This window comes from Agrobacterium sp. El2ro-1b (assembly GCF_048298475.1).
Classification (GTDB): domain Bacteria; phylum Pseudomonadota; class Alphaproteobacteria; order Rhizobiales; family Rhizobiaceae; genus Agrobacterium; species Agrobacterium fabrum.
This window is the reverse complement of the sequence record NZ_CP103459.1, coordinates 1648679-1674165: the sequence shown is the minus strand read 5'-3', so window position 1 is coordinate 1674165 and position 25487 is coordinate 1648679. Positions and strand designations below refer to the sequence as shown.

General features: G+C 60.1%; 23 protein-coding genes and 1 riboswitch. Of the genes, 14 read left to right on the top strand and 9 right to left on the bottom strand.

Features of this window, described 5'->3' with window-relative positions; all coding sequences use genetic code 11:
- Window positions 1-83: 83 nt before the first annotated feature.
- Window positions 84-1217, bottom strand: coding sequence for an ABC transporter substrate-binding protein (locus tag NYR50_RS21800; protein WP_080814073.1), 1134 nt, complete (start codon window positions 1215-1217; stop codon window positions 84-86).
- A gap of 113 nt (window positions 1218-1330) precedes the next feature.
- On the opposite strand from NYR50_RS21800, the gene NYR50_RS21795 reads away from it, so the two are divergent.
- Complete coding sequence (locus NYR50_RS21795) at window positions 1331-2155, top strand: class I SAM-dependent methyltransferase (protein WP_174009919.1); 825 nt, start codon at window positions 1331-1333, stop codon at window positions 2153-2155.
- Between the two features lie 176 nt (window positions 2156-2331).
- On the opposite strand, the gene NYR50_RS21790 is transcribed toward NYR50_RS21795, so the two are convergent.
- The 5 genes from NYR50_RS21790 to NYR50_RS21770 form a co-directional block, all read right to left on the bottom strand.
- Entirely contained in the window at window positions 2332-2811 is a 480-nt protein-coding gene (locus tag NYR50_RS21790; protein ID WP_174009920.1) for a pseudoazurin, read from the bottom strand.
- Complete coding sequence (locus NYR50_RS21785; RefSeq protein WP_174009921.1) at window positions 2808-3608, bottom strand: ABC transporter ATP-binding protein; 801 nt, start codon at window positions 3606-3608, stop codon at window positions 2808-2810. The genes NYR50_RS21790 and NYR50_RS21785 overlap by 4 nt, the downstream gene beginning before the upstream one ends.
- A complete protein-coding gene (locus NYR50_RS21780; protein WP_174009922.1) occupies window positions 3605-4633 on the bottom strand; it encodes a FecCD family ABC transporter permease in 1029 nt (342 codons plus the stop codon). The genes NYR50_RS21785 and NYR50_RS21780 overlap by 4 nt, the downstream gene beginning before the upstream one ends.
- Window positions 4630-5661, bottom strand: a complete 1032-nt coding sequence (locus NYR50_RS21775) for an ABC transporter substrate-binding protein (protein WP_174009923.1) — start codon at window positions 5659-5661, stop codon at window positions 4630-4632. Before NYR50_RS21775 ends, NYR50_RS21780 begins: the two co-directional genes overlap by 4 nt.
- Window positions 5662-5825: 164 nt before the next feature.
- Window positions 5826-6060: riboswitch (cobalamin riboswitch) on the bottom strand.
- Window positions 6061-6110: 50 nt separating this feature from the next.
- Window positions 6111-6989 carry a GNAT family N-acetyltransferase gene (locus tag NYR50_RS21770; RefSeq protein ID WP_174009924.1) on the bottom strand — a complete coding sequence of 293 codons (879 nt, stop codon included), beginning with the start codon at window positions 6987-6989 and terminating at the stop codon, window positions 6111-6113.
- Window positions 6990-7191: 202 nt separating this feature from the next.
- Here NYR50_RS21770 and argE point away from each other — a divergent pair, with 202 nt between their 5' ends.
- From argE to NYR50_RS21740, 6 genes are all read left to right on the top strand, one after another.
- Complete coding sequence (gene argE, locus NYR50_RS21765; RefSeq protein ID WP_174009925.1) at window positions 7192-8316, top strand: acetylornithine deacetylase; 1125 nt, start codon at window positions 7192-7194, stop codon at window positions 8314-8316.
- 22 nt (window positions 8317-8338) lie between these two features.
- Window positions 8339-9262, top strand: a complete 924-nt coding sequence (locus NYR50_RS21760) for a 2-hydroxyacid dehydrogenase (RefSeq protein ID WP_174009926.1) — start codon at window positions 8339-8341, stop codon at window positions 9260-9262.
- Between the two features lie 27 nt (window positions 9263-9289).
- Window positions 9290-9646, top strand: coding sequence for a cupin domain-containing protein (locus NYR50_RS21755; protein ID WP_080814058.1), 357 nt, complete (start codon window positions 9290-9292; stop codon window positions 9644-9646).
- A 189-nt stretch (window positions 9647-9835) separates the two neighbouring features.
- On the top strand, window positions 9836-11299 hold the full coding sequence (locus NYR50_RS21750) for an aldehyde dehydrogenase family protein (protein ID WP_174009927.1): 1464 nt from the start codon (window positions 9836-9838) through the stop codon (window positions 11297-11299).
- A 13-nt stretch (window positions 11300-11312) separates the two neighbouring features.
- Entirely contained in the window at window positions 11313-12356 is a 1044-nt protein-coding gene (locus NYR50_RS21745; protein ID WP_418138044.1) for a tartrate dehydrogenase, read from the top strand.
- 15 nt (window positions 12357-12371) lie between these two features.
- Window positions 12372-13829: an NAD-dependent succinate-semialdehyde dehydrogenase gene (locus tag NYR50_RS21740; protein WP_174009929.1), complete on the top strand. Its 1458-nt coding sequence runs from the start codon at window positions 12372-12374 to the stop codon at window positions 13827-13829.
- Window positions 13830-13922: 93 nt separating this feature from the next.
- On the opposite strand, the gene NYR50_RS21735 is transcribed toward NYR50_RS21740, so the two are convergent.
- Together NYR50_RS21735 and NYR50_RS21730 are read right to left on the bottom strand one after the other, a co-directional pair.
- Window positions 13923-15197, bottom strand: a complete 1275-nt coding sequence (locus NYR50_RS21735) for an NAD(P)/FAD-dependent oxidoreductase (protein WP_418138043.1) — start codon at window positions 15195-15197, stop codon at window positions 13923-13925.
- Window positions 15198-15212: 15 nt separating this feature from the next.
- Window positions 15213-15881, bottom strand: a complete 669-nt coding sequence (locus NYR50_RS21730) for a haloacid dehalogenase type II (protein WP_174009931.1) — start codon at window positions 15879-15881, stop codon at window positions 15213-15215.
- A 323-nt stretch (window positions 15882-16204) separates the two neighbouring features.
- Here NYR50_RS21730 and NYR50_RS21725 point away from each other — a divergent pair, with 323 nt between their 5' ends.
- The 7 genes from NYR50_RS21725 to NYR50_RS21695 all read left to right on the top strand — a co-directional run bounded on the left by NYR50_RS21725 (window position 16205) and on the right by NYR50_RS21695 (window position 24653).
- Window positions 16205-17041 carry a GNAT family N-acetyltransferase gene (locus NYR50_RS21725; RefSeq protein WP_418138042.1) on the top strand — a complete coding sequence of 279 codons (837 nt, stop codon included), beginning with the start codon at window positions 16205-16207 and terminating at the stop codon, window positions 17039-17041.
- A gap of 14 nt (window positions 17042-17055) precedes the next feature.
- Window positions 17056-18429, top strand: coding sequence for an aspartate aminotransferase family protein (locus tag NYR50_RS21720; RefSeq protein WP_418138041.1), 1374 nt, complete (start codon window positions 17056-17058; stop codon window positions 18427-18429).
- A gap of 257 nt (window positions 18430-18686) precedes the next feature.
- Entirely contained in the window at window positions 18687-19400 is a 714-nt protein-coding gene (locus NYR50_RS21715) for an HAD-IA family hydrolase (RefSeq protein WP_418138040.1), read from the top strand.
- A gap of 93 nt (window positions 19401-19493) precedes the next feature.
- Complete coding sequence (locus tag NYR50_RS21710; protein ID WP_418138039.1) at window positions 19494-21104, top strand: ABC transporter substrate-binding protein; 1611 nt, start codon at window positions 19494-19496, stop codon at window positions 21102-21104.
- Window positions 21105-21196: 92 nt separating this feature from the next.
- Window positions 21197-22147, top strand: coding sequence for an ABC transporter permease (locus NYR50_RS21705; protein ID WP_230058131.1), 951 nt, complete (start codon window positions 21197-21199; stop codon window positions 22145-22147).
- Window positions 22147-23001, top strand: a complete 855-nt coding sequence (locus NYR50_RS21700; RefSeq protein WP_174009937.1) for an ABC transporter permease — start codon at window positions 22147-22149, stop codon at window positions 22999-23001. The genes NYR50_RS21705 and NYR50_RS21700 overlap by 1 nt, the downstream gene beginning before the upstream one ends.
- A complete protein-coding gene (locus NYR50_RS21695; RefSeq protein WP_418138038.1) occupies window positions 22998-24653 on the top strand; it encodes an ABC transporter ATP-binding protein in 1656 nt (551 codons plus the stop codon). The genes NYR50_RS21700 and NYR50_RS21695 overlap by 4 nt, the downstream gene beginning before the upstream one ends.
- A 182-nt stretch (window positions 24654-24835) precedes the next feature.
- On the opposite strand, the gene NYR50_RS21690 is transcribed toward NYR50_RS21695, so the two are convergent.
- Window positions 24836-25312: an Lrp/AsnC family transcriptional regulator gene (locus NYR50_RS21690; protein ID WP_004445447.1), complete on the bottom strand. Its 477-nt coding sequence runs from the start codon at window positions 25310-25312 to the stop codon at window positions 24836-24838.
- Between the last annotated feature and the right edge of the window lie 175 nt (window positions 25313-25487).

Here is a 25487-nt window from a genome sequence, read left to right as displayed (position 1 = left end):
TGAGTTCCTAAACAAAACGATGAAGCCGCAAGGCTGCGGCTTCATCCATCGATCGGACGGCGCTCCCCCTCACCGTCCCTGTCTTATTTCGCGTCCTTCAGCGACACGAAGTAGCCGGACTTGTAGTCGAGCGGCAGGAAGCGGGCATGCAATTCCTTAAAGGTCGCCTCGGGGTCAAGGTCTTTGAACAGATCCGGATGCAGCCACTTGGCAATTTCCTGAATGGCCACGAACTGATACGGGTTGTTATAGAACTGGTGCCAGATTGCGTGGACATTGCCGTCCTTGACCGCCTGCACGCCGGTGAACGCCGGACGCTTGGTCAGGTTTTCGAGCTTGCGATGGGCTTCCTTCAGATCCGCGCCATAACCGACACCGACCCAGTTGCCGCCGGGAACATAACCGTTCCAGTTGCCACCCGTGATGATGATCTGTTCCGGGTTGGAAGCGATGATCTGTTCCGGATTGACGTTGCCGAACGTGCCGGGAATGATGTCCTTGGCCATGTTGATGCCGCCGGCGAGCTCGACCATCTTGCCGAAATTCTCGTTGCCGAAGGACATGCAGCAATCGTCGGAATAACCGCCGGCGCGTTCGACGAACACGACGGGCTTTTTCGGATTGGCCTTTTCAAGCGTATCGGTGACCTTGGCGATGGAATCGGCGCGGAACTTGATGAAGTCTTCGGCGATCTTTTCCTTGCCGGTCAGCTTGCCCATCAGGCGCATGCTCGGCTCGGTATTCTCCATCGGCTTTTCGCGGAAGTCGACGTAAACGAGCGGGATGCCAACCTTTTCGAGCTTCTCGATATAACCGGCTTCCTGCGTGGCGGTCTTCGCATCGATATTCATCAGGATAACGTCTGGCTTCAGCGAAATGGCCTGCTCGATATCGAAGGTGCCGTCCTTCATGCCGCCAAAGGTCGGCAGCTTGGCGATCTCAGGGTATTTCGCGAGATAGGCCGCATAGGTTTCCGGGTCGGCTTTCGCCAGGTCGTCGCGCCAGCCGACAACGTGCTGGAAAGGATTTTCCTTGTCGAGCGCCGCCAGGAAATAGATCTGACGTCCTTCGCCGAGGATCACATGCGAAACTGGCACATTGACTTCGACATCGCGGCCGGTCACATCCTTGACGGTGACTTTTTCGGCAAATGCCGGCCATGCGGCGGATACGAGAAGGCCAAGGGCAAGTGCCGCGGATTTGGCTGAGATGCGCATCGGATATTGCTCTCCAGTGTTGACTGGCGCGGCTGTATTATTTTCTGACTGTACTAGTCAAGTTTTATGTTTTAGAGCCATTCTTAACTGACTGGTATGTGAGCTGAAGACCGATGATCGACACTATCCATTATGGCAAAAACGACAGCCTGAGAGACGAGATAAAGGCCTATTGGTCCGGCCGCGCCGCGACTTTCGACCTTTCACCCGGGCACGAAATTTTCTCCGAAGACGAGCGCGCGGCCTGGCACGCGCTCATCCTGAAACATCTGGGCCGCGGTGAGGGCCGCAAGGCGCTCGATCTCGCCAGCGGAACCGGCGTCATCTCGCACCTGATGGACGATCTCGGCTTCCAGGTGACGGGCATGGACTGGTCCGAGACGATGCTGGGGCTTGCCCGGGAAAAGGCAAAAAGCCGTGGACGCAACATCCGCTTTTTCGTTGGCGACGCCGAAAATACGATGGAGCCGGACGAAAGCGCCGACGTCATCATCACCCGCCATCTGGTCTGGACACTGGTGGACCCGCAGGCAAGTTTTGCCGAATGGTTCCGTGTTCTGAAGCCCGGCGGGAAACTGCTGATCGTCGACGGCGATTTTGTGAATACCGGCTGGCGCGAAAGACTGGTGAAGAAACTGGCCGCCAGCCTGGAGAGCATCGGCCTCGTCAAAGCCGACCAGCCGCACAAGCCGGCAGACCCGGAAAACACCTTCAACAGCATCCTCTCGCGGGTTTATTTTTCGAAAGGTGCGAGAGCCGGCGATGTCGCGACGATGTTGCGTGCGACCGGTTTCGAGCCTGTCTCAATCGATCAGGAACTTCAGGCCATTCACCGCGCCCAGGCGAAAAACTTCAGCCTGCTGAAGGGCATCCTGCGCGGGTTGCAGCACCGTTATGCGGTCTGTGCGGTGAAGCGGGATACTTCTGGCAAGGGCTGAGGAAAGCCGCAGTTCCCTTCACTATCCGCATACACGACGTCATCCTCGGGCCTGTCCCGAGGATCCAGTCACGTATCGCAAAATCAACGCGTTGCAGATGCTCGGGACAGGCCCGAGCATGCCGGAAGCAACCTCCCGGACAATCCAGAACGCCAATCAAGACTTCCGCAGAATACTCATTTTCCCACCTTCTCGAAAAGATCATCAAGCCGGGTCTTGGCGCGACCGGGCACCTCGACTTCCCTGTAGCTTTGCGGCAACGTCGCCTCGCCCACCTTGATCAACATGACCATGCCCATGCCGTAATGCGGCGAGCATTTGATGCCGTAAAAGCCCGGCTTTTCGAACCCGGTCTCGAACTCGTCATTGATCCGGCTTTTGAACCCTTCAACACCTTCGGGAACCATGCCGTTGATGGTCGCGGCATTGTGGCTCTTGTGGGTCGGCACGAAGCGCACGCGGTCGCCGGGGGCTATCTCCAGGAAATCGGGCTCGAACACCATCGGGCCTTTTTCACCCCGGTTCAGCATCTTAACCTCGAAGGTCTCGGCCGAAGCATGAAGGGGAAACCCTGCGACTACCACGGTAATCGCGGCAGCGGCATAAAACCGTCTGGCCTTTGCGGCGGCGTTTACGAGCGTCGTCAATGTCATCATCGTGCCAGTACTTTCCTTGCTGGATCGGCCCGCCCATGTGCCGGCAGAAAACGAATATGGGAAAAACCGCCCTCATCCGTGGTGACCGCACATTTCACTCCGAAGACGTCGGCGATCGTTGCCGCCGTCAGGACCTCACGCGGCGGCCCGACCGCGATCATCTCGCCCCGATGCAGGATCGCGACGCGGTCGCAGAACATGGCGGCGTGATTGAGATCATGCAGCGCCGCCACGACCGTCAGCCCCTGCCGGCGCACCAGATCGAGCAAACCGATCTGGTGGCCGATATCGAGGTGATTGGTCGGTTCGTCCAGCAGCAGAATGTGCGGCTCCTGCGCCAAAGCTCGGGCAATATGCAGGCGCTGCCGTTCACCACCGGAAAGGTGGTGCCAGCTGCGCTCCGCCTTGTCGGCCATGTCGACATTGGCAAGTGCTGCATCAACGATGGCATCGTCATTCTGCGACCAGCCGGAAAGCGGGCCAAGATAGGGCGTGCGCCCAAGCTCCACCGCCTGCCGAGCGGTAATGCGCTCGGTGGTTTCGGCCTGCTGCTCAACGAAGGCCAGCCGGCGGGCAAGGTCGCGCCGTCCCAATGAGCCAAGCGGCTCCTCGCCAAGCGTAACGTGTCCCCGGCGTGGTTTGCGGATACCGGCGAGCATGGACAGAAGCGTGCTCTTGCCGGACCCGTTCGGGCCGATGATGCCGAGAAACTCCCCGGAACCGACATCAAGCGAGACGCCGCGGACAATATCGATATTGCCGGCATGGAAATGCAGTCCGTGGGCGGATAATTTCATGACCGCCCCCTTTTCTGCCCCAGGATGAAAGCGAAGGCGGGCGCGCCGACGAGCGCGGTGATGACGCCAATCGGCAGCACCTGGCCCGGAATGACGATGCGCGACAGAATATCCGCAATAATCATGAAAACCGCGCCGGTCAGCGCCGTCACCGGCAGCAATATGCCATGGCGGACACCAACGAAGATGCGCGCGGCATGCGGAATGACGAGCCCGACAAAACCGATGGAACCGACCAGCGACACCATCGCGGCCGTCATGATTGCGGAAACGGAGATCAGCACCGCATAGACCCAGCGAACCGGAATGCCGAGCGAGGCTGCCGCCTGACCGCCAAAGGCGAAGGCATCGAGCGCCCGGGCATACCAGAGGCAGACGGCCAGGCCCGCAAGACTGATGGGCAACGCCAGCCAGACATCCGGCCAGCGCACACCGGAGAGATTGCCGAGAAGCCAGAACATGATGCCGCGTGCCTGTTCGGCATTGGCGGATTTGGTGACGATGAAGGAGGTCATGGCGTTGAACAGCTGCGAACCGGCAACGCCCGCCAGAATGATGGCGCTGTTACCATGCCCCGCCCGCACGGCCAGAAGGCTGACCAGCGAAAAAGCGACGAAAGCGCCAATGAGAGCACCGGCCGGCATCGTCAGAAACCCCGCACCGAAACCCAGAAGTGCGACCGCAACGGCACCGGTGGAGGCACCGGCGGAGATGCCGAGAATATAGGGATCGGCAAGCGGATTGCGCAAAAGCGATTGCAGCACCGCCCCGGCAAGCGCCAGCGACGCCCCGCAGCAGGCGGCAACAACGGCGCGGCTGAGGCGGTAACTCCAGACGATGCCCTCATCGAGCGGCTCAAGCGGATAACCCGCATGGAAAACGCGGTTGGCGATTGTTTTCGCCACGACATCGAAAGGAATGGCGGTTTCGCCGATGGCCGCCCCGGCCATCAGCGCGACAAGCAGCAGGGCGAGTGCTGCAAATGCCAGCCCCGCCCTGCCAAGATGGGTGGAGAAACGGTTCACTTGGCGAGGCCAGCGGCCGAAATCGCCTCGGCCAGCGTTTCAATACCTTCGATGGTACGAATGGTCGGGTTCATCGCCTGCGCATCCATGTCGAAGACATGGCCTTGCCTGACGGCAGGCATGATGCTGGCCACGGGATCGGTTTCCAGGAACTTGCGCTTGACGGCGATATCGTCCGCCGGGAAGCGGCGGCGATCCATCTTGCCTGCTACAATCGCGGTCGGATTGGCCTTGGCGATCGTCTCCCAGCCGACGGTTGGCCATTCCTCATCGCTTTCGATGACATTCTTTAAGCCCAGCGCGGACATGATGTAACCGGGAGCGCCGTTGCGGCCGGCGACATAGGGGTCGATATCCAATTCGGCGCTGGAGAACCAGAAGACGGCGGAAAGCTTGCCATTCGCGGAGGCTATCTTGGCCCGTGCGGCTTCCTCGCGCTTCTTCAGGTCGGCAACGACCTCTTCACCGCGACCCTGCACGTTGAAGATTTTGGCGAGGTCGCGGATTTCCTGATAGATCAACTCCATGGTGAAGCCGGTATTGCGCACGCCATCACCGCCGCCGGAATTGTCCTTGCCTACGCAATCGGCAGGCGAGGTATAGACGGGAATACCGAGTTCGGCGAATTGCGCCGGCGTGCCAACAACACCCTCGGGGCCGATCTGCCACTGGAACTGCGTCGTGACGAGGTCCGGCCTCTTGCCGACAACCGCCTCGAAGCTCGGATCATTATCGGCCAGCCGTTCGACCTTGGCATTGGCCTCCTCATAACTGTTCAGAACCGGACCTATCCACAGCGCCGTGCCGACGACCTTTTCGGCCACTCCGAGCAGGTAAAGAACCTCGGTCGTGCTCTGGCCGACGGAAACGGTACGGGAGGGTGCCTGCTTGAAGGTGATCTCCTGGCCGCAGTTGTTGATCGTCAGGGGATAAACGGTTTCGGCAGCCTTTGCAGCGCCGGTCGGCAGGGTGGAGACCGCAACGGCCAGAAGACCGGCAGCAACCGGCAGGTGTTTGAAATGAAACATATGTTCTCCAGTCAGAATAAAATGGCTTATCCGCGACGGCGCGTATCATTTCGCGTCGCGACAGACAGACGGCATGTGTGGAGATGGAGAACGGGGCACGGAATACGCTTCCGCAGACGGAAAGGTCATAATCAGCTCCTCTTCCGGGCATCCCCGCCCGTAACGATGGTCCATGTTATGACGGCAGGTCTCCTGGCTCACGAATATGCGCCGTTCACCTGCCTTCCCGCATCCCGAAGGATACAGTGGCATGACGCCATCAGACGTCACGAGGATGAACGGCAATCCGCTTACAGTTGCGGGGGCAGCCACGGCATTGGGCGAAAAAATCACCCGCACCATGTTCCCTATTAATCCCTTCGCCCTTGGGCTGCAGGAACCGTCGGTTTCTGACATACGGGCGAAGCGGCTGGGCGTCAATTGCGATCGTGTCGCAGCTCAGCACAAAGTCAGAACAGGGAAGGACCCGCCAGCGCGAAAATTCTCGCCGTGCCGGACCCCATGGGCCGCCGCTCGTCTTTCGACATAGTCGTCAGCGTTTCGATTGCCACCAGGCCGGATTGCGCAAGAAAATCGGAAAAGGCGCCACTCTCGCGCACGGCATCGAGACGGACAAGCTGTTCTTCCAGATCGGCAAAATGCCGCCTGACCAGCGCGATCGCATCCATTTCCTCTATGGCAACAACCGGACCGATGATATGGCCCCGCCCCGCCGTCCGGCGAAAGGCGAAAGCGACAAGCCGACCGGCCTCGAACAGGCCGTAACCCGTCTTTTCCCTGAGAAGGCGCGACAGGACGCTGCTGCGCGCAACACCGAAAGCCGCCCGGTCCATGTCAGCCACATCGGCAAGATGGTCTTCGGATAGCGGCTCAATTTTCTGTTTTCTGCCAGTGGGCGGCATCTCTGCCGGGCATTGCGTTTTCCCCCGAAAGAGATGCACTTTTTCCGTCTCTCCGGCGAAACCCAGCCCGGCGAATAACCGCCTCGACTCGTCCGTGGCGTTGAGCCGGAGCGATACGGCAGGGAACTTCGTCAGAAGCCGCCGCACCAGCCATGGCGCAACACCCTGCCCCTGCAGGCGTGGGGAAACGATGACCATGCCGAGCGTTGCAAAACCCTCATCATAGGGAAACATCATCGCGGTTGCGACGACGCGATCAATCTCATCGAGGGCAGCGAGGCCGACGCCGCACTGCCGCAGAAAACACCATTCATTCGCGTGATATTGCCACCCCACCGCCATGGAAAGCGCGTGCAGATGATCGGCCTCGACATCGGCGATATCCACGGTCCGCAACTCGAAACTATCGACTTTGAGCAGCTCCATAGCAAACGGCTCTCATTTCCTCCGGCGCGGAACCTTGATCCCGACAACCCAACCCACGACATCCGAAGATAACCAGCCTTGCCAGCACGAATTTTCCGAAAGCACTGGAAGGACACAACAATCTACCGAAATCACCTGCATTTCAGCAGATAAACGCCATCAGCCACTTTAAGCTTTCGACGTTGAAACGACGGGGGCAGCCATGAACGCAATCGAAATTCTGGAGCGTCTTGTCGGCTTCCCATCGGTCGTCGGAACTGCCAATGGCGATATCGCCGGATGGATCGCCGATTATCTGGAAAGTCATGGCGCGAAAGTATCGCTGCTTGCCGGCCCCGAAGGCGACCGCGCCAATCTCTTCGCGAGTTTCGGCCCGGCTGATGTCGCCGGATATATCCTCTCCGGCCATATGGATGTGGTGCCCGCCGGTGAGCCGGAATGGTCTTCCGATCCCTTCACGCTGAGAGCCCAAGGCGAGCGTCTTTACGGACGCGGAACCACCGACATGAAGGGTTTTCTCGCCACGGTTCTCGCCGCTGCACCGGCATTTTCGCGCCTGGCGCTGAAACGGCCGGTGCATATTGCCTTTTCCTATGACGAAGAGGCGGGTTGCCGCGGCGTGCCGCACATGATCGCCCGATTGCCGGAACTATGCGCTCCGCCGGCGGGTGCGATCATCGGCGAGCCGAGTAATCTGCGCGCCGTGCGCGCCCACAAGGGCAAGGCCGCTGCACGCATTTCCATTCGCGGCCGCTCCGGCCATTCGTCGCGGCCCGATCAGGGCGTCAACGCCATCCACCTGATGACCGGTATGATGGCTAAGGCGGTCGAAACGGCGCAGGCACTGACACAGGGGCCCTTCGAAACGACCTTCGAGCCGCCCTATTCCTCCCTCCAGATCGGCACGGTTAGGGGCGGACAGGCGCTCAACATCATCCCCGATCATTGCGCCATCGAGCTGGAAGCGCGCGCGATTGCCGGCGTTTCGCCACTCGCGCTGCTTCAGCCGGTGCGAGATGGTGTGGAGGCGCTTGCCGCTGAGGGCATCGATATCGAATGGACGCCGATGAGCGACTATCCGGCATTGTCCCTTGCCGGCGATGCGCCGCTTGCAAAGCTTCTGGAAGAGTTGACCGGCGCGCCCTGCATTCCCGCCGTCAGCTACGGTACGGAGGCTGGGCTTTTCCAGGCGGCGGGCGTTGACGCCATCATCTGCGGCCCGGGCGATATCGGCCGCGCTCACAAGCCGGATGAATATATCACCACCGGCGAACTGTCGGCCTGCCAGTCCATGCTGGAAACACTGGCAAACCGCTGCACGGCTTGAACCTTCGGAACACGGATTTCAGATGACGTTTTTCTTCAATTCCGACGCCAAGCGCGGCGAGATTTTCCGCCAGGCCCTGGCCCGCGACCTGCCGGACCTGCCCTTTTCGATGGATGCCGCGCGCGTCGATCCGGATGCTGTTCGATACCTCATCAGCTGGACGGTGCCCGAGGATATACGCCGCTACCGCAATCTCGAAATCCTGTTCTCGATCGGCGCCGGTGTCGACCAGTTTCACATCGACGCAGTCCCTCCCCATGTGAAGGTCGTGCGCATGGTGGATGAGGGCATCATCCGCATGATGCAGGAATATGTCAGCCTCGGCGTGCTGGCGCTTCACCGCAATTTGCCTGCCTATCTGGGCCAGCAGCGTCAAGGCCTGTGGAAGGCCCTGCCCCAGCGCCAGGCGGAAGAATGCCGGGTGGGCGTTCTCGGCCTTGGCATGCTGGGCGTTGCGGCGCTGGAGCGGCTGAAACCCTTCGGTTTTCCGCTGTCCGGCTGGAGCCGCTCACCGCGCGAGATCGATGGCGTGACCTGCCATCATGGCGAGACCGGATTGGCGACGATCCTCACGACGAGCGATATTCTCGTCTGCCTGCTGCCGCTGACGGAGGAGACCACGGGTCTTTTGAACAGCGAACGTCTGGGGATGCTTCCCGAGGGCGCGGGGCTGGTCCACGCCGGACGTGGCAGGCAGCTCGATCACGATGCCCTCGTCGACGCGCTGGATAGCGACAGGCTTTCCGGCGCGGTGCTCGACGTCACCGAGCCCGAACCGCTGCCGGAAAACCATCGTTTCTGGACACATCCGAAAATTCTGCTGACGCCGCATATCGCCAGCGTCACCCAGCCGCATTCGGCAGCGCGCACCGTTGTCGAGAACATCAAACGATACCAGTCCGGTCTCGAGCCGCTCGGCCTCGTCGATCGCAACCGCGGATATTAACCCACCCGTTCCAGGAAAGGACACCCCATGTCGCTTCTCAAGACCATCGATACCAATCCCACCTTCGAGCCCAAGAAAACCAAGACCATGCCGGAACGCCTCGTCGAAGGTGATCCCTCCTACAAGACTTGGGCGCTGGACGAGGCCCGTGACGGCACCGTGAAAACGGGCATATTTGAAGCAACGCCCGGTGCAAACCGGTCTATCAAAGGTGAGACCTTCGAGTTCTGCCACATCGTTTCAGGCGTGATCGAAATCACCCCCGAAGGCGGCGAACCGGTTCGCTACACGGCGGGCGACAGCTTCGTCATGAAGCCGGGTTTCGTCGGTGTATGGAAGACCATCGAGACCGTGCGCAAGATCTACGTCACCGTGAACGGATGAGCTGAAATCCCGCATTTCGGCAGCGCCCGTGAAGGTTTGTGCCGGGACAATGCCAGCGGACACATGCACCGAAGATTGCACTGTCCGCCGGCGGAAAAACAGGATTTTCGTTCACCGCCCCCGCCGCAGTCGGTCGATGCTGCTTGCCATCAGGGACTAGGTTTGAGGCATGTCCACAGAGGGTTTCCCATGACGCTCAGCTTCGATCCAGACAGCCTGTCCTTGCCGATCGGCCATTTCATCGGCGGCCGGTTGATCCCGGCTCAAAACGGCATCGACATGCATCGCCCCTCGGACGGCGTCGAATATGCCGGCTGCCCCAGGGCGGATGCCGAACTCGTCGATGAAGCGGTGCAGACCGCCAAGGCCGCGTTGAAAAGCAGCAACTGGGGTGGCGTGCGCCCGCGGGAACGCACGAAGGTCCTGCAGCGCTGGGCAGACCTGATCGAGCAGGAAGCCGAGACGCTGGCGAAAATCGAGGCCCTGTCCTCTACGCGGCCCGTCGGCCTGCTGATCGCCGGCGACATCGCCGTGACCGCCGAACAGATCCGCTTCTTCGCCGAATTCGCTGACAAGGAAGGCGGCGATCTGGTGCCGACCGACGATGCGAGCCTCGGCATGATCATGACCGAGCCCTATGGCGTGGTTGGCGCGATTACACCGTGGAATTTCCCCGTCTCAATGGCCGGCTGGAAACTCGGCCCGGCGCTCGCGGCCGGCAATGCCGTGGTGCTGAAACCATCGGAAATGACGCCTTTTTCCAGCATTTTCATGGCTGAGCTGGCCATCAAGGCCGGGCTGCCCGCCGGCCTCATCAACATCGTGCTGGGCGACGGACCCGTGACGGGCAACGCCATCACCGGCCATCCCGAGATTTCCAAGGTCAGCTTCACCGGCTCGACCGCGGCCGGCGCCGCCATCATGGCCAATGTCGCCCGCACCGGCATCAAGCCCATGACGCTGGAATTGGGTGGCAAAAGCCCGCAGCTGGTCTTTGCCGATGCCGATATCGAAAAGGCGGCAGCGGCAATCGCCGGCAATATTCTCTCAAATGCTGGACAGGCCTGTGTCGCCGGCTCGCGCATCATCGTTGAGGAAAGTGCGGCCGACGCCCTTTCCGCCGCGATCATCGCCCGCATGAAGACGGTAAAGCCCGGCCCGACCTGGGACGAGGCCACCCAATATTCGCCGATCATCTCCGACGTTCAGCGCCAGCGTATCGACGGCATCGTGCAGGCAGCCGTCGCCCAGGGCGGCGAATGCCTGACGGGTGGCGCAATCATGGATGGTCCCGGTTATTTCTACCAGCCGACGCTGATCGCCAATGTCGACCAGACCTCGCCCGCCGTCACCGAGGAAATCTTCGGGCCGGTGCTGACACTACAGACCTTCCGCACGGAAGAAGAGGCTCTGGCGCTTGCCGATCATCCGACATACGGTCTGGCGGCGGGGCTTTTCAGCCGCGACGTCTCGCGCGTTCTGCGCCTGTCACGCGCGATCCAGGCGGGAACGATCTGGGTCAATCGTTACGGGCGTTCGCGCGACCACATATTGCCGACCGGCGGCTACAAGCGCTCGGGCATCGGCAAGGATCTGGGACGGGACGCCTATCTCGCTAACCGCAAGAGCAAAAGCGTCCTCATCGGACTGTAACAGGGGAATCCTCTTGAAAACGCATCGCATCGCACTCATTCCCGGGGACGGCATCGGCCAAAGCGTGACGGACGCGGCGTGGCAGGTCCTCAATGCCGTCGCCAAAACCTCCGGTTTTGCGCTCGAAGGAACCGAATTCCCCTGGTCCTGCGCCTTCTACAAGGAAACCGGGGCGATGATGCCGAAGGACGGCATCGAAACGCTGCGCGGATTCGACGCCATCATGCTCGGCGCGGTCGGCTGGCCGGCGGAAGTGCCTGACTCGGTGTCGCTGCACGGTCTGCTGCTGCCAATCCGCAAGGCTTTCGTGCAATATGCCAATATCCGCCCGCACCGGCTGCTGCCCGGCGTACAAGGGCCCTTGAAGGCCGATGGCTTCGATATTCTCTGCATTCGCGAAAATACAGAGGGCGAATATTCCGGCGCCGGCGGCCGCGTGCATCAGGGCACGGAGGACGAGGTGGCTGTCGAAACCTCGATCTTCACCCGCAAGGGCGTGGAGCGGATCTTGCGCTTCGGTTTCGAACAGGCGCAAAAACGTCGCGGCAAGCTCGCCTCCATCACCAAATCCAATGCCCAGAAATATTCGATGGTGTTCTGGGACGAAGTGACCCACAAGCTCGCGGCGGAATATCCTGACGTCGAGGTCTCAAGCTATCACATCGACGCCATGGCGGCACGTATGGTGATGGCGCCGGAAAGCCTCGATGTGGTGGTCGCTTCCAACCTGTTCGGCGATATTCTGACCGATCTCGGCGCGGCCATTCAGGGCGGCCTCGGTTTTGCCGCTTCCGCCAATATCAATCCTGATCGCAGCGCGCCCTCGATGTTCGAGCCGGTGCATGGCTCCGCTCCTGACATCGCCCATCTCGGCATCGCCAACCCCATCGCCGCCATCTGGTCCGGCGCGATGATGCTGGAGCATCTTGGAGAAAAGGACGCGGCCGCAAGGATTATGACGGCGCTGGAAACGGCGACCGGTCGCGGCATCGGCACGGTGCCGGGCAAGGACAAGACGAACACCATCACCGCCGCGGTTCTCGCGGCACTCGCCTGATTTCGGAGAATTATGATGCAGGGCTTGAAGGACAGGGAACTCTTTCGCCAGACCGGTTTGATCGGCGGCGCATGGAAAGCGGCAGCATCGGGCAAGGTGGTCGACGTGATCGACCCGGCGACACAGGTGGTGATCGGCACGGTGCCGGACATGGACGGCGCGGAAACCCGCGCGGCAATCGAGGCGGCCAACGTCGCCTTCGGTCCATGGAAGAAGAAAACCCATGCGGAACGCGCAGCGTTTCTCGAAAAATGGTTTGCGCTGATGATCGAGAACATCGACGATCTCGGCCTGATCCTGACCCTCGAACAGGGCAAGCCGCTTGACGAAGCCAAGGGCGAAATCCGCTACGGCGCGTCCTTCGTCAAATGGTTTGCGGAAGAGGCCCGGCGTATCGGCGGCGGCACCATCCCCTCACCGACGCCGGACCGGCGCATCGTGGTGCTGAAGGAACCGGTCGGCGTCTGCGGCATCATCACACCATGGAATTTCCCGAATGCGATGATCACCCGCAAGGTCGCGCCGGCACTCGCCACCGGCTGCACCGTCGTCATCAAGCCTTCGGAATTCACGCCCTATTCGGCGCTGGCCCTTGGTGTGCTCGCCGAACGGGCGGGCATTCCCGCCGGCGTCATCAACATCGTCACCGGCATGCCGACTGAAATCGGCAATGAAATCATGGCCAACGAGACGGTGCGGAAAATTTCCTTCACCGGCTCCACCCGCGTCGGCTCGCTTCTGATGCGGGGTGCTGCCGATAGCGTCAAGCGGCTGTCGCTGGAACTCGGCGGCAATGCGCCCTTCATCGTTTTTGATGATGCCGATCTCGATCTCGCCATCGAAGGCGCGATCGTTTCGAAATTCCGCAATGGCGGCCAGACTTGCGTCTGCGCCAACCGCATTCTCGTGCAGTCGAGCGTTTACGACGCCTTTGCGAAAAAGCTGGCGGATCGCGTCGACGCCATGCGGGTCGGTCCAGGAACGGAAGCGGGCGTCTCCATCGGCCCGATGATCAACAAACCGGCCATTACGAAAATCCGCGCCCATATCGATGACGCCGTTGCCAAGGGTGCAACGATCATCACCAAGCCGCGCGATCTGCCGGAAGGCCCGCAATATACCGCACCCGTGGTGCTGACGGGCGCGACAACGGCAATGCAGCTGGCTAGCGAAGAAACCTTCGGGCCCGTCGCGCCACTCTTCCGCTTCGAGACGGAAGAAGAAGCGCTCGCCATCGCCAATGGCACGCCCTTCGGCCTTGCCGCCTATTTCTACACCGAGAGCCTCAAGCGCGCCTGGCGTGTGGGTGAAGCGCTGGAATTCGGCATGGTGGGCCTCAACACCGGCGCGATCTCCACCGAGGTTGCCCCCTTCGGCGGCGTCAAGCAATCCGGCCTTGGCCGCGAAGGTGCGCAGGTCGGCATCGAGGAATATCTGGAAACGAAGACGTTCCACATCGGCGGACTTGCCTGACGCCTGTTTCTTTCTCCCCGCCTAAAGGGTCGCTCAGCGGCCCTTCTTTTTGTGCCGATGCAACAAAAAAAGCGGCCCGGAGGCCGCTTTGAATTACTGAAACTTATCGAGCATCTTGTAATAAAGGCCCACCAGAGGCAGGAACCAGGGCTTGCCGAAATGGCCCGGCACTGCCGGCCAGTCCAGCCCCTTCAGAGGGTTGGTATCTGGCCGTCCCATGATGGTGTCGGCCATGATCATGCCGAGATGGGTGGAAAGCTGCGCGCCATGGCCGGAATAGCCCATGGCATACCAGACGCCGTCATGAAAACCGGCGCGTGGATAACGATCCTTGGTCATATCGACCAGACCACCCCAGCAATAATCGATCGGCACATGCGCAAGCTGCGGGAAGATGCGATGCAGGGCATCCGTCAGGATCGCGCCGCTCTTGGCGTCGGAACGCTGGTCCGAGGTCGCGGAGAAACGGGCGCGGCCGCCGAAGATCAAGCGATTATCCGGGGCCAGACGGAAATAATTGCCGATATTCATGGAGTTGACATAGGTACGGTTGCCCGGAACCGATGCCTTGATCTCGGCTTCCGTCAGCGGTCGCGTGGCGATGATGAAACTGCCGACGGCGATGATGCGGCGGCGGAAATAACCAAAGCCGGAAGGCGTATAGGCGCCGGTGGCGACAAGAACATTGTCGGCCGTCACCCTGCCGCGCGGGGTTTCCAGCTCATGGAGCTTGCCGTTCTGGGTATGCTTCGTCACCGCCGCATTTTCGAAAATCACCGCGCCATGCCGGCTGGCGGCCTCGGCAAGGCCGGCAACATAGCGACCCATATGCATCATGGCGCTTTTCTTAGAGAGCATCGCGCCGTAAAAAGGCGAACCGATTTCCGCCTTCAGATCCGCCTCGGACAACAGCGCCGTATCGGGATCCACCTCAGCATGAACCGCTTCGAAATTCCTGGCAAGTCCTTCGAAATGCTGTGGTTTTGACGCCATTTTAAGCTTGCCCGCCCGGCGGAAATTACAGTCGATCTTCTCCTCGGCAATAAGGCTTTCCAGCGTATCGATGGAAGCATCCAGCGCCTGGTATAGAGCGATGGCGCGTTCCTTGCCGAGTTCAGCCTTGGCGGAAAGATAGGAATGGGCAAGGCCGTTGTTGAGATGCCCGCCATTACGGCCAGAGGCACCCCAGCCAACACGCTGCCCTTCCAGAACGACGACACGCGCACCGGCTTTCGCAAGCTGGCGCGCGGCACCGAGACCCGTGAAGCCGCCACCGATGACGGCCACATCATAGTGGCCTTCGACAGGACCTTGCGCCGCCCCCGCAAACAGGGGCGCCGTGTCGTGCCAATAGGAGACGAGCTTCATGATCCAGTCCTTTTCTTACAGTCCGACAACGCCCGCAAGACCGGAAATATCCGAAATCTCCGTATAACCGTAATAGGGGTTTGCCGGCTCATGGCCGCGGTTGACCCAGACCTTGTTCTTGATGCCGAGATCATGTGCGGACATGAGATCGTAACGGAAGGAGGACGACACGTGCAGGATTTCCTCCGGGCCGCAACCGAGCATGTCGAACATATATTCGAAAGCCTTGAAATGCGGTTTGTAGGCCTGTGCCTGTTCGGCCGTATAAACGGCGTGGAACGGTGCGCCGAGTTTTGCGACATTCGACATGATCTGTGCGTTCATGGCGTTGGACAGAATAACCAGCGGAATCTCCTTGGCGACCTTTGAAAGACCCGCCGGAACGTCCGCATGCGGCCCCCAGGTCGGAACCCGCTCGTAGACCATTGCCGCATCTTCATCCTTGAAAGCTACACCATTGCGCTTGCAGGTGCGCGACAGAGCATTGTGAACGACCTCTGCGTAAGGCTTCCAGTCGTGCATGACCTCATCCAGACGATAGGCGGAAAAATTCTTGATGAATTCCTCCATTTCCGCTTCTCCCAGACGATCAGCGTAGAGATCGCGGGCAGCCTCTGCCATCTGGAAATGAATGAGCGTGCCGTGGCAATCGAAAGTGATGTATTTGGGGCGGAAGATGGTCATCTCGTCGTCATCCTTGCTTGGGGATTGGTGGTGGCTGCAATAATGAGATCATAGAGGCCTTTATCTGATCGGCGCACCGCAATTGCGGCTCACGGAAGCAGATTGTTGCGTATGCGGCTGCCAGTTTGGCAGAGAGTTGCGTTGAGGCTAAGCGAAAGCCATGGCCCGCCCCGGGTCCACCGCCCGTTGCCGACAATCGGCGGCATAAGATGCGGCGGCGGATAAAAGCAACAGCGAAACATATCGAACCTTCCCATTTGTCGGGACAATCTTCTTCCCGCATCAGTCTATCAATGAATAACGAGAATAAACGGAGTTCCAGCATGCAGGCGAACCTTATCGATATCCAGGCGTTTCAACCTGACCATCTCGACGCAGCGGTTGAGTTATCCCGCCAGGCAGGGTGGCCGCACCGGAAGGACGACTGGGCGCTGGCCCTTTCCATCAGCAAGGGTTTCGTCGCGCTCGATAACGGGCGCGTCGTCGGGACCGCCATGGCGAGCCTTCTCGGCGACAGTTGCGCCACGGTGAATATGGTGATCGTCGATGAGGCCATGCGAGGCCGCGGCGTTGGTCGTCAGTTGATGCAGGCGGCGATGGCAGCCGCAGAAAATCGGGAATGCCGTTTGACGGCGACGTCCGACGGCTTGCCGCTTTACGAAAAAATGGGCTTTGTAGCCTGCGGCCAGGTGCTTCAATATCAGGGCGTCCCGCTCGCCACCGACCGACCGGCCGGCGTTGCATGGGCCGATAAGGTCGAGCCAGCCGAACTTGCCGTGCTTGATGCCCAGGCCTTCGGCGCAGATCGAGGCAATCTCTTTGCCGTGCTTGCAGAACGCGCCCGTTTTGCCCTCGTGAAGGAACAGGGCGTCATCAAGGGTTTTGCGGCCCTGCGCGCCTTCGGACGTGGCGAAGTCATTGGCCCGGTCGTTGCGGAAAACATTGAAATCGCAAAAGATTTGATTGCTTTCGTAATGTCCGAACGCGCCGGTGAATTCCTGCGCGTGGATACGACAGTGGATGCAGACCTTGCCCCCTGGCTTGCAGAACGCGGCCTTGCCCATGTCGGCGGTGGCATCGCCATGCGCCGGCCGAAAGCCGAGATCGCAGCCGACACAAAATTCAAGACATTCGCATTGACCAGCCAGGCACTCGGCTGAATCGGGAGAGACCCATGTTAAGCAATTCACTGATCGAACTGGACCGCGCCCATCTGGTGCACCCCGTCTCCTCCTTCCGCGGCCATGAAAAGCTCGGCGTGCGGGTGCTGAAATCGGCAAGCGGCGCCACCGTCACCGATATGACCGGCCATCAGCTGATCGATGGTTTTGCCGGCCTCTGGTGCGTCAATGCCGGTTACGGGCACGACAGCATCGTTGAAGCCGCGGCAAAGCAGATGCGTGAATTGCCCTATGCCACCGCCTATTTCGACATTGGCAGCGAACCGGCGATCCGGCTGGCCTCGGAACTTGCCGACCGCGCGCCGGGTGATCTCAACCACGTCTATTTCACGCTTGGCGGTTCCGATGCGGTGGACAGCACCATCCGGTTCATCCGGTACTACTGGCATGCGAAAGGTCAGCCGCAGCGCGACCAGTTCATTTCCATCGAACAGGGGTACCACGGCTCCACCACCGCCGGCTCCGGCCTCACTGCGCTACCCGCTTTTCATGCGGGTTTCGGCGTGCCCTATGACTGGCAGCACAAAATTCCGTCCCACTATGCCTATCGCAATCCGGCCGGCAGCGATCCGGCGGCCATCATCGCATCCTCCCTTCAAATTCTGAAGGACAAGATCGAGGCCATCGGCCCGGACCGCGTCGCCGCCTTTTATGCCGAACCCATTCAGGGCTCGGGCGGCGTTCTGGTGCCACCGCCGGGCTGGATCAAGGCCATGCGCGAGCTCTGCAGTTCCTATGGCATTCTCTTCGTCGCCGATGAAGTCATCACCGGTTTCGGCCGCACGGGACCGCTCTTTGCCTGTGCCGACGAGGACATCGTGCCTGATTTCATCACGGCAGCAAAAGGCCTCACGTCAGGTTATGTGCCGATGGGCGCCGTCTTCATGGCCGACCATGTTTATGATACAATAGCCGACTTCGCCGGCGACGCCGCCATCGGGCACGGATATACCTATTCCGCCCACCCCGTCAGCGCCGCTGTCGGCCTTGAAGTACTGAAACTTTATGAAGGCGGATTGCTGGAGAACGGCCGCCGCGCCGGTCAACGGCTGATGGCCGGCCTTGAAGGATTGAGAAGCCACCCGCTGGTGGGTGATGTGCGCGGCCGGGGCATGCTTGCCGCCATCGAACTCGTGACCGACAAGGACAAGAAGACACCCCTGCCGGCCGCAGCCGCCCCCGCGCGAAAAGTTTTCGACCGCGCCTGGGAAAACGGCCTCATCGTGCGCGCCTTCGCGAACGGCATCCTCGGCTATGCGCCGCCGCTCTGCTGCACCGATAGCGAAATCGACGCCATCGTCGAGCGGACGCTGAAGACGCTCGATCAGACGCTTGAGGACCCGGCCGTGCGGGCGGCCATGGCCTGAGAGAAAAAACCGGCGGCGTTGCGGCACCCTCTCGAAATGTCGCAACGCACCGCATATTCGCAATATTCTGCCGAACAGCCGATCCATTTCGGCGTATCCAGCGTGCTGGAAGTGCCAAACTATCAATGCAAACGGCACTAAACGCCATAAAAAAGGGCGTAGTCACAAATGGGAACGGGACAAGGATCCCGTCCGGGAACAGAATAATCTGCCGCAGGCTCCCCCAAGAGGCCAAGGCAGCGAAGCGGAGACCGACATTGCCCAAAAAACTGAGCGACTTCAAATATATGAGCTTCGACGTCGTGGGAACACTCATCGATTTCGAAGGTGGTCTGAAAGCGACGCTTGCCGAGATCGGCACGGAGCAGGGCGTGGAGGTCGATGGTGAAAAAGCGCTCTCGCTCTACCGCGCGGCCCGTTATTCCGATGCGACCGATCTGTTTCCGGACGATCTCGTCCGCGTTTACCTGATCATCGCTCCTGAACTTGGCCTGCCGGCGGAACGCGCGCTCGGCGAACGCCTGCGTGACGCGGCAAAAAGCTGGAAAGGCTTTGCGGACAGCCGCGCCGCCATGGCGGAACTCGCAAAGACGCATCGCCTGATCGCCATGACCAACGCCCAGCGCTGGGCCTTCGAATATTTCTCGAAAGAGCTCGGCAATCCCTTTCATGCCGCCTTCACCGCCGATGATACCGGTACGGAAAAACCGGACCCGGCCTTCTTCGAAAAGGTGTTTACCTTCGTGGAAAGCGAGGGTGCATCGAAGGACGACATTCTGCACGTTGCGCAAAGCCAGTACCACGATATCGGCATTTCCCGGCAGCTCGGAATGACCAATTGCTGGATCGAGCGCCGCCACGCCCAGAAGGGATATGGCGGCACGATCGAGCCGGAAAACTTCACCGAGCCGGACTACCACTTCACCTCGATGGCCGACCTTGCCGGGGCCGTCAGGCAAACGGGCGGCTGAAGCGCTCCTCCCATGGCTTGCCGCGAACTGGGATGCGGCATGCCGGACATTTCTGCTGACGCATTTCAACAAATCATACAAAAGGGGAAGACCATGAGTGACAGAATTACAAACTGGACCCGCTCCGACGATGCCGCCGTTGAACAGGCGATCCGCCGCGGTGCGACGCGGCGTGAGCTGCTGCACATGATGCTGGCGGGTGGCGTTGCGCTCTCCGCCGGTTCCGCCATTTTCGGCCGCGCCTCGCAGGCGGTGGCGGCAACGCCGGTTTCCGGCGGCTCGTTAAAGGCGGCCGGATGGTCTTCCTCCACCGCCGATACGCTCGACCCCGCAAAGGCCTCGCTTTCGACGGATTATGTCCGTTGCTGCGCCCTTTATAACCGGCTGAGCTTCCTCGACGTTTCCGGCACGCCGCAGATGGAGCTGGCCGAATCCATCGAAACGAAGGATGCCAAGACGTGGACGGTCAAGCTGCGTTCCGGCGTCACCTTCCATGACGGCAAGACTTTGACGGCCGATGACGTGGTCTATTCGCTAAAGCGCCATCTCGATCCCGCTGTCGGCTCCAAGGTCGCCAAGATCGCGGCTCAAATGACCGGTTTCAAGGCGGTCGACAAAAACACCGTCGAAATTACGCTGGCGAACCCGAACGCCGACCTGCCATCCATCCTCGCGCTGCATCACTTCATGATCGTTGCCGATGGCGCCACGGACTTCTCCAAAGGCAACGGCACCGGTGCCTTCAAGCTCGAGAAATTCGAGCCCGGCGTTCGCTCCGTCATGGCAAAGAATGCAAATTACTGGAAGTCCGGCGGTCCGCACCTCGACAGTTTTGAGTTCATGGCGATTTCCGACGACAATGCACGCGTCAACGCCCTCCTTTCCGGCGACATCCAGCTGGCTGCCGCCATCAACCCGCGTGCGCTTCGCCTGCTCGACAAACAGGACGGCGTCGTCATGTCCAGGACAACGTCCGGGAATTATACCAACCTCAACATTCGGCTTGATCAGGCGCCCGGCAACAAAACCGACTTCGTTGCGGGCATGAAGTCGCTGATCAATCGCGAGCAGATCGTCAAGGCAGCGCTGCGCGGGCTCGGTGAAGTTGGCAACGACCAGCCCGTTCCGCCGATGAGCCCCTATTACAACCCGGACCTCAAACCGAAGCCCTTTGATCTGGACAAGGCCAAGTTCCATTTCGAAAAAGCCGGCGTCATCGGTCAGTCCATTCCGGTCATCGCATCGGATGCGGCGGGCTCCTCCGTTGACATGGCAATGATCATGCAGGCTTCCGCCGCGCAAATCGGCGTCAAGCTCGACGTGCAACGGGTGCCATCGGATGGCTACTGGAGCAATTACTGGCTGAAGGCACCGATCCACTTCGGCAATATCAACCCGCGCCCGACGCCGGATATTCTGTTCTCGCTGCTTTATGCCTCCGACGCGCCGTGGAACGAAAGCCAGTACAAGTCGCCGAAATTCGACAAGATGATGCTTGAAGCACGCGGTCTGCTGGACCTGGAAAAGCGCAAGCAGATCTACTTCGAAATGGAAAGAATGATTGCCGATGAAGCCGGCACCATCATTCCGGCCTATATTTCGAATGTCGACGCGATCTCCTCCAAGCTGAAGGGTTTGGAAGCAAATCCGCTTGGCGGCATGATGGGTTACGCCTTTGCGGAATACGTCTGGCTCGAAGCCTGATAGACCATGGAGCCGGGCATTCAAGTGCCCGGCGACCTTTCCGCCGATGCGGGAAGCCTCCACAATAAGGGCCGGTCGCAGGAGCATCTTGAATGAACAGCCGAATATTGTCTCTTATCGCCAGGCGGCTGGTCGTCATGCTGACGACGCTGCTGATCGTGTCGTTTATCGTCTTTTCCGCCACCAGCCTGCTGCCCGGCGACACGGCGACGATCCTTCTTGGTCAGTCGGCAACGCCGGAGGCCGTGGCCGGTCTGCGCACCGCCATGCATCTCGATGACCCCGCCCTTTTGCGATTCGTGCGCTGGCTTTTCGGCCTGCTGCATGGTGAGCTCGGCACATCCTATGCCAACAATATGGCAATTGCCGACCTCATTGGTCCACGTTTCATCAACTCCATGAAGCTTGCCGGCATCACCACCGTCATCGCCGTGCCGCTGGCGCTGACGCTCGGCATCAGCTCCGCCATGCTGCGCGGAACTCTGTATGACCGGGCCGTCACCATCCTGACCATCGGCGTCATCTCGGTGCCGGAATTCATGATCGCGACGCTCGCCGTTCTGCTTTTCGCCGTTTACCTGAAATGGCTACCGGCCCTGTCGCTGGTGAGCGAGATTCACTCGGTCTTCGATGTGCTGCGTATTTACGCCATGCCGGTCATCACACTCACCTTCGTCGTCTCGGCGCAGATGATTCGCATGAGCCGCGCCGCCGTCATCGAGACGCTCGATACACCCTATGTGGAAATGGCGCTTTTGAAGGGCGCACCGCGCATGCGCATCGTGCTCCGTCACGCGCTTCCCAATGCGCTCGGCCCCATCGTTAATGCCGTGGCGCTATCGCTTTCCTATCTCGTCGGTGGCGTCATCATCGTCGAGACGATCTTCAATTATCCTGGCATCGCCAAGCTGATGGTCGATGGCGTCGCGACCCGCGATCTGCCGCTGATCCAGAGCTGCGCCATGATCTTCTGCGTCGGTTATCTCCTCCTCATCACGACAGCTGACATCATCGCCATCATGTCCAATCCGAGGCTGCGCTGATGACCGATCACATCAAGACATATCAGGGGACTTCGCGTTTGGGTTACAAGATCAACGCAGTCGGCGTTTTCGGCTTTCTCGTCATTTTTATCTGGGCGATGGTCGCGATCTTCGCGCCCTATCTCATTCCGCATCCGGTGGGAGACATCGTCGATCTCGATTATTTCGGGCCGATGACGTCAGATCTCTGGCTCGGTTCGGATTATCTTGGCCGCGACGTGTTTTCCCGCATCCTCATGGGTGCACGTTTCACGGTCGGTATCTCCCTGGCGGCCGTCACCATCGCCTGCGTGTCCGGCGTTGTGCTCGGCATGTGCGCGGCCGTCGTCGGCGGCTGGTTCGATGCCATGCTCAGCCGGTTTCTCGATGCGGTGAATTCCATTCCAAGCAAGCTGTTCGGCCTCGTGGTCGTCGCCGCCGTCGGTTCGTCCATTCCGGTGCTGATCGTCACCCTCTCGGTCATCTATACGCCGGGCGCCTATCGTTTCGCACGGGCGCTCGCGGTGAATGTCAACACCATGGATTTCGTCACCGTCGCCCGCGTGCGCGGCGAAAGCCTGCTCTACCTCATCGGCTCGGAAATCCTGCCCAACATCATCCGTCCCGTGCTTGCCGATCTCGGCGTGCGTTTCGTGTTCATCGTGCTGCTTTTGTCGGGCCTCTCCTTCCTCGGCCTCGGCCTGCAGCCGCCGGATGCAGACTGGGGCGCGCTGGTGCGTGAAAATATCGGCGGCCTGCCTTTCGCAGCACCCGCCGTGATCTTCCCGTCGCTGGCAATTGCCAGCCTGACGATCAGCGTCAACCTGCTGATCGACAATCTGCCGCAGAAAATCCGCGACAGGAGCGAAGCATGAACAATCTCGTTGAAATCCGCGGACTGAAAGTTGAAGCGACCACCGACAGCGGCCGCCGCATCGATATCATCAAGGGTGTCGACATCGACATCGCCAATGGCGAGATCGTCGCGCTGATCGGCGAAAGCGGCTCCGGCAAGACAACGATCGCGCTGACGCTGATGGGCTATGCCCGCCCCGGCTGCCGCATTTCCGGTGGCAGCGTCACGATTGCCGGTCGCGACATGGTGCAGCTTTCGGAAGCCGAGCGCGCCAAGGTGCGCGGCACGAAAGTGACCTATGTGCCGCAAAGTGCGGCCGCCGCCTTCAACCCGGCGCAGAAGATCATCGACCAGGTCATCGAAGTCACGCGCATCCACCATCTGATGCCGCCGCAGGAGGCACGCGCGCGGGCTGTGGAACTTTTCAAGGCGCTGTCGCTGCCGAACCCGGAGACTATCGGCGAGCGTTACCCACACCAGGTTTCCGGCGGCCAGTTGCAGCGCCTCTCCGCCGCCATGGCGCTGATTGGCGACCCAAAGCTGGTGATCTTTGACGAACCGACCACCGCCCTTGATGTAACGACCCAGATCGAGGTTCTGCGCGCCTTCAAATCGGCCATGCGCAAGGGCGGGATCAGCGGCGTTTACGTGTCGCACGATCTCGCCGTCGTCGCCCAGATCGCAGACCGCATCGTCGTGCTGAAAGGCGGCGAGGTGCAGGAAACCGGCACCACCAGGGATATTCTCGAAAATGCGCAGCATCCTTATACGAAGGAATTGCTGACGGCGTTTCATGACAAGGTCCGCGTGGTCACACCAGCCAAGCAGGAACGGGCAAAACCGCTGCTGGACATTGAAAATCTGATCGCCGGTTACGGCACCAGGGGCGACGACAAGTTGCCGCTGGTACGGGCGGTGAATTCCGTCAACCTTGCGGTCTATCCCGGCCGCAATCTCGGCATCATCGGCGAATCCGGTTGCGGGAAATCCACGCTGGCGCGTGCGATTGCCGGTATCCTGCCGGCGGCAGGCGGCCATGTCATCTTCGAAGGCAAACAGCTGGACGCCGACGCCCGGCATCGGACCAGCGATCAGCTGCGCCGCATGCAGATCGTCTTCCAATATGCCGACACGGCACTCAACCCGTCAAAACCCATCGAGGATATTCTCGGGCGACCGCTGACCTTTTATCACGGCTTGAAGGGCAAGGCGCGCGACGCACGGATCGACCAGCTTCTCGATATGGTGAAGCTGCCGCGCTCGGTGCGCCATCGCCACCCCTCCGGCCTTTCCGGCGGCCAGAAACAGCGCGTCAATTTCGCCCGGGCACTTGCGGCCGAACCGTCGCTCATCATCTGCGATGAAGTCACCTCGGCGCTCGATACCGTGGTCGCGTCCGCGATCATCGATCTTCTGGGAGAACTCCAGCGGGAGCTTGGCCTCTCCTACATCTTCATCAGCCACGATCTTTCCGTGGTGGAGACCATCTGCGACGAAATTGTCGTGATGTATGGCGGACAGAAGGTGGAGCATCTGGAAACGGACGCGATCAAATCGCCCACCCATCCCTATTCAAAGCTGCTCTTCTCCTCAGTGCCGAAACTCGACCCGACATGGCTCGACAATCTCCAGCAGGATGCGGAGCTGGTGCGGGCGTTTTCTAGGCGGTGAGAAACTCTCCTCCGTCATGCCGGCCTTGAGCCGGCATCCCGCCACGACGCGTCTGCGCCGTGAAAAGACTCTTTTGCGATCAAGGACTTGATCGCACTGGACCCAGGATCAGGTGACAGCGTGTCAATGCAACGCCTTTCCAAAACCATCGGTTTTGTGGGCGCTTGAGGCACCCCTCCGCCTCAAAGCGGAAACAGGCTGGTCAGCGGCATATGCGATTTGATGATCGGCGATTTCAGCACCACGAAGCTGAAATATTTGTCGATGCCGACATCCATATCCGTCAGCCGCTCCATGATCGACTGATATTCCACGATGCCTGACGTGACGAATTTCAGCAGATAATCATAACCGCCGGAAACAAGGTGGCATTCCACCACCTGGTCGATCTTTTCGACGACGCCGAGGAAGCGGGCGAAATCGATCTGGCGGTGGTTCTTGAGCGTGATCTCGGTGAAGACCGTCAGCGTCTGGCCGAGCTTGTTGATGTTGATCTGCGCCGAATAACCTTCGATATAACCTTCTGATTGCAGCTTCTTCACGCGCATCAGGCAGGGGCTGGGCGACAGGTTGACGAGTTCCGCCAGCTCGACATTGGTGATACGACCGTTTTTCTGCAGTTCGTAAAGGATCTTGATGTCGATCCGATCAAGTTTCATCATCTGCGGAACCCCTTTTTTGTTTTTGTAAGCGCAGCATAAAATTCTGGCGCGTTGACGGAAATCTTATCACATGGGCGAGCCCTGTCGACGTGGGGATATTTTTTTGATGCAGCATAAAGAGTTGCAGAAGCATTGCCGAACGGTAGGAAATTCCAGCAAGAGGCTCAGTCTG